At 33.1% G+C, this 5,131-nt stretch carries 4 protein-coding genes; 1 reads left to right on the forward strand and 3 read right to left on the reverse strand.

What is annotated here, in order from left to right; translation table 11 throughout:
* Nucleotides 1-186: 186 nt before the first annotated feature.
* Together AB4Y90_RS15270 and AB4Y90_RS15275 are read right to left on the reverse strand one after the other, a co-directional pair.
* A complete protein-coding gene (locus tag AB4Y90_RS15270; protein ID WP_441558400.1) occupies nucleotides 187-2,874 on the reverse strand; it encodes a SusC/RagA family TonB-linked outer membrane protein in 2,688 nt (895 codons plus the stop codon).
* Nucleotides 2,875-2,905: 31 nt separating this feature from the next.
* Nucleotides 2,906-3,214 (reverse strand): TonB-dependent receptor, encoded by a 309-nt coding sequence (locus AB4Y90_RS15275; RefSeq protein ID WP_441558401.1) that lies wholly within the window; start codon nucleotides 3,212-3,214, stop codon nucleotides 2,906-2,908.
* Between the two features lie 135 nt (nucleotides 3,215-3,349).
* Here AB4Y90_RS15275 and AB4Y90_RS15280 point away from each other — a divergent pair, with 135 nt between their 5' ends.
* Complete coding sequence (locus tag AB4Y90_RS15280; RefSeq protein ID WP_441558402.1) at nucleotides 3,350-3,934, forward strand: ribonuclease HII; 585 nt, start codon at nucleotides 3,350-3,352, stop codon at nucleotides 3,932-3,934.
* Between the two features lie 161 nt (nucleotides 3,935-4,095).
* Here AB4Y90_RS15280 and AB4Y90_RS15285 read toward each other — a convergent pair.
* On the reverse strand, nucleotides 4,096-5,131 hold a 1,036-nt coding region (locus AB4Y90_RS15285), incomplete at its 5' end, for a SusD/RagB family nutrient-binding outer membrane lipoprotein (RefSeq protein ID WP_441558404.1).

Consider the following 5,131-nt stretch of genomic DNA (forward strand, 5'->3'; position numbering starts at 1 on the left):
TTAACACTTGGTGTATTTAAAAAATCGCTTAATTCTTTCTGTGCATAAGTTATTAATGAACCTTGTTGAGTTTCATAAATTGCATGCTGATCTGTATTAACATCGTCATCGGTATTACAAGAAACCGTAATAAGACCAAGACTTAATATTAATGTAGGTATAATGAACTTTTTCATAGGAAATTCTTTAGAAGTTTACTTTTACGTTAAATGAAATATTTCTTGTAGTCGGCATTGGTCCGGATTGATAACCTTGGATATTTCCAGATGACAAACCACTTTCCGGATCTGCATATGGAAGATTTTTATGAATAATCCATACATTATTTCCTATTAAACTTAATGATAAACCTTGAATAACCTTTGAATTCAAAATCTCTTTCGGGAAGTTATAAGTAATTGCGACTTCTCTCAATTTAACATAACTGGCATCATAAACAAATGCTGCAGTTGGAGGATCTGTTGACAAAACCTGACTTGATTGTGACTTATCTAATCTTATATTATTAGGAGAATAACTTCCATCAGGATTTTGCATTACTCCTGGTAAAATAACTCCTCCTCCATTTGCTAAAGTATTTCTAATTGGGTTTCCTAAATCATTATTTCCTACCGAGTCAGCATAAATACCTGTTCCATAGCCATAATACTGATCTAAAGAAAATACTTTACCCCCTTTTTTCCAATCTATTAAAAAACTAAGAGATAAGTTTTTATATGAAAAAGAGTTACTTACCCCACCTAACCAATCAGCCTGAAAACTGCCTAAATTATTATTAGTATTATCAGTTACTAAATAAGCTCCATTATCACCTACAACTTTTTGTCCATCTGGACTATAAACAAAATCAGACCCCCAAATAGAACCATAATCCCCATTCAATGGCGCATTAATGCTAATTCCTCCTTGTAAACTACCAAGGGTAATATTTTCTATACCTTCTCTAAGAGCTGTAACTTTAGTCCATGGGTTTGACCAGTTAACATTCATATCCCAATGAAAGTTGTCGGTTTTAATTGGTGTTACATTTAGAGAAACTTCAAACCCTTTAGTTGTTAATTCTCCGGCATTTGTAAATTTGCTTACTGATCCTGAACCTAAAGAAACAGGTAGTGGTAAAATTTGGTCAAAAGCTTTATTTTGGAACCACGCCACATCAAACCCTAATCTATTCTTCAAGAATTGAGCATTAATACCTAATTCAACATTTTTTAATCTTTGTGGTTTCAGATCAGCATTTCTTAACCCTGTATTGTATGAATAAACAGGTATCCCTCCAAAAGATGGTTGAGCAAAATACCTATTCAATAGTTGATCAGCAGCAGTATCAGAGCCTACTTCAGCATAAGCTGCTCTGATCTTACCAAAGCTTAACCATTTTTCTTTAATTAAATTAGAAAATACGATACTCCCAGATACCGATGGATACCAATAAACATTATTATTATCTGGCAGAGCAGTAGATTGATCACGTCTGTAAGTACCTTCTATATAGTAAGTATTTTTATACCCTAATGACAATTGAGCAAATGCACCATAGATATATTTAGTTAAATCATTAATTACTGGAGCAACTGGTGTAGATGCAGAATTAGCAATTGTATAAACACCAGGTATATACAAGCCACCAGTTGTTGATTGTTGATTTACATAGTTTTTCTGGACGTTTATGTTTCCTCCTAATAATGCATTTAAATTAAAATCTGGTGTAATATTTTTCTTGTATGTTGCAATTAAATCATAATTTGTTTCCGAAAATCTGTAATTACTTACAAAATACCCTGACGGCTGGACATTACTTGATCCTGTCCCATTTAATCCAAACTCAGTTGGAACTGATCCAACAGCACGTCTTTCTTCTGCAATCATTGTGTATCCATCAGTACCCATTCTTGCTAATATATTGAAATCCTTTGATACATCATAATTCAAACTAAAATTCCCAGCAAAACGTTCTCTAGAGTCTGTTTGAAAGTTTTCATATCTTTGGAAGTATAAGTTATCCCAATATTGTGGTGATAAATCTGAAACTCCTGTTATATTCCATGTATAGTTTTTCTTGAAATTGTCATAAAGATATTTTTGTTCATTGATATCAATATTGGTTGGCCACCATTGTCTAAAGTTTGACATGATATTATCTCCATAACCAGTAGAGTTTCTTCCTTTAGTTTTTTGAGTAATATAATTAGCATACATTGTAGCAGTTAATTTATCTGTCAGCTTATATGAAGCATTCCCTCCAAAATTATTTTTAACTAATGAGCTATTAGGTAAAATATCTGTAGCATTAGTATTACTGTAGCTTAAACGGAAAGTAGAACGATCATCTCCTCCACTAAAAGAAACATTATTTACATAATTAGTTCCCGTTTCAAAAAATGTTATAGGTCCGTTTTTCGCCATTTGCCAAGGAGTTCTTTGTCCCTCAGTTGGAGAACCAGGTATAAAAGCTCCATATTGCCATACTAAAGAGCCATCATATGGTGAACCATAAGAAGCATCATTTCCGAAAACAACTCTTGGACTACYTTGATATAAAGCAGAACTGAAACTTCTTCCAGTATAACCTTGTCCGTACTGGGTTTGATATTCAGGAAAAGTACTTTTATCTACTGTTGATACTGTTACACTAGTTGAAAACTCTACACCAATACTTTTCTTACTTCCTTTTTTAGTTGTAATAATTACAGCTCCGTTTTGTGCCCTTGAACCATACAAAGCAGTCGCGGCAGCACCTTTTAAGAAATTTATGGATTCAATATCATTAGGATTTATATCTGATACAGAGCTACCATAATCAAATCCACCTCTTGCGGTTTGCTGAGTTGAAGCATTCACATTTTTATTCATAATAGGAACACCATCAACCACAAATAGAGCTTGATTATCGCCAAGAATAGATTTATCCTCTTGTTACAACATTAATTGATCCTCCAAAGTTTGTACTTTGTTTAATATCAACACCCGCTACTTTACCTGATAAATTATTTAGGAAGTTTGTGGTTGGATTTTTATTTACATCTTCACCCTTAATCTCTTGGGTAGCATACCCCAGAGCTTTTTTTTCTCTTTTAATTCCTAATGCAGTAACAACTACACCTTCAATTTCTTGTGTTTTTAGGGTGTCTCCAGGCTTTGTCTGTTGTRCTTGTGCAACAACTAAAGACGAAGAAAGCACTAGAATAAGCACACCCGCTGTTAGTTTCTTCATAATTAATATTAATTTTGTGTTAACAAAGTTGTAAAAAGTTATTAAATAAAACTGTTAAAATTTTAAAAAATTATTGTTTTTAGCATAACATTCTAGTTTTCGTGGTATTTTTACAAGTATTAAATGTTAAAATTTATGGATTTATTAAAGAAATGGTCAAACAATTACATCGAAGCAGGTTGCGATGAAGTAGGAAGAGGTTGTTTGTGCGGGCCGGTAGTTGCGGCAGCTGTAATTTTAGATGAAAATTTTGAGCAAAATCTTGTTAATGATTCAAAGAAATTGAATTTTAAAACCAGAATGGATTTAGATAATTACATTAAAGACAATGTGAAAAGTTTTGCAATTGCAGAACTTCCTCCGGCATTTATAGATAAGCATAATATACTGAATGCAAGTATTCATGCGATGCATAATGCTTTAGATAAATTAACAATAAGACCAGAATTTATCCTGGTAGATGGAAATAAATTTTATCCTTATAATTTCATTCCGCATCAATGCGTAATTAAAGGGGATTCTAAATTTTTATCAATTGCAGCAGCCTCAATTTTAGCAAAAAATTACAGAGACAGATTGATGATACAACTCCACGAAGAACATCCGGAGTATGGATGGAACACTAACTTTGGCTATGCCACAAAAAAACATCAGGAAGCCCTGATAAAGCATGGTATCACAAAATACCACAGAAAGTCTTTCAGATTAAAATACGATTAAAATGCAGTTAAAATCTAATTAAAATAAATTACTTTTAATTACCATAAATCAAACAACTCACGCCTAATTTGAAATTATTCTAAATAAAAAAGGGAAAGCAATAATTGCTTCCCCTTTTTTGTTATAATGAGTTAATACTTTTTTATAGTATTTTACTCAAGTTAGTTTTGATTCCAAAATGGAGTGTATTGATTCTTAACAAAAACCTCTGCACTTGAAATATTTGGTACATTTGCTGAGTTTGCAGCATATTCAGAATTTGGATATACTAATCTGTAAGGTTTATTAGGAAACTGAGCCGTTGTAGCCATTGGTGTAAACGGATAACCTGTTCTATTGTACTCGATGAACATTTCTGTTGGATTAATGTTAGTCAACGCAATCCACTTTTGAGTCATAATAGCTTCAATTTTTTGTGTATCTGTTCCTGTCCAACCTAAACCTGGTCTTGTAGCAATACCTGTTATATATGTTGTCCAAGCTGCATTGGTTGTACTAGCACCAAGCCATGTTGCATTAGCAGTTATAGCTGTGTTAAATTTGGCTGCAGGAGAAAAGCTAAAAATTGAAGGCCATCTAAGAGCAGCTTCTGCCTGAAGAAGATTACTTTCTGCTCTTGAAAAAAGAACACCACCCCTATTATTATTTTCCTCAACTACATCCGCCCAAGTTCCAACAGCAGCTGCACCTGCAAAATTACCAATTCCTAGTTTTGAAGTATTCACATTGTTTACAGGAACTCCCGGTTGACCTGGAACGTTACCCTGCCTTACGCCCTTCAACCCTGTAAATGGGTTTCCGTTTGAATCAACTGAGGTTACATTGGTAAACAATCTTGTTCTTCTAGGATCTTTTAGCCCTGTAAATTTTGTATAATCAGCACTATTTAAGATTACATTACCTTCAAGAGCATTAGCCATATGTTCAGAAATGACTACTACAGCATAATTAGACACTTGTTGAGCAGAAGCATTTCTTGCCCAATTTAGAATATAAGGATTCATCTGATCATTACTTGCTGAAGTATATCCTGGATTAACTACTACTTCTTCATCTATAAATGTTGCAGTAGCTAAAGTCTGAAGTTTTGCATTTCTGTAAGTTGCTAAATCACCTGTAACCTTAGACATTCTAATTAACATTTTAAGTTTAATAGTATTAGAAAGTGCCATCCATTTATCCATATCACCATGAAAT

Origin of the sequence: Chryseobacterium sp. 2TAF14, from assembly GCF_052115105.1 — a bacterium.
Lineage (GTDB): Bacteria > Bacteroidota > Bacteroidia > Flavobacteriales > Weeksellaceae > Chryseobacterium.

Excerpts from the sequence above, each read along its gene's own strand:
- AB4Y90_RS15280 (WP_441558402.1), top strand. The coding sequence starts at position 3,350 with ATGGATTTATTAAAGAAATGGTCAAACAATTACATCGAAGCAGGTTGC.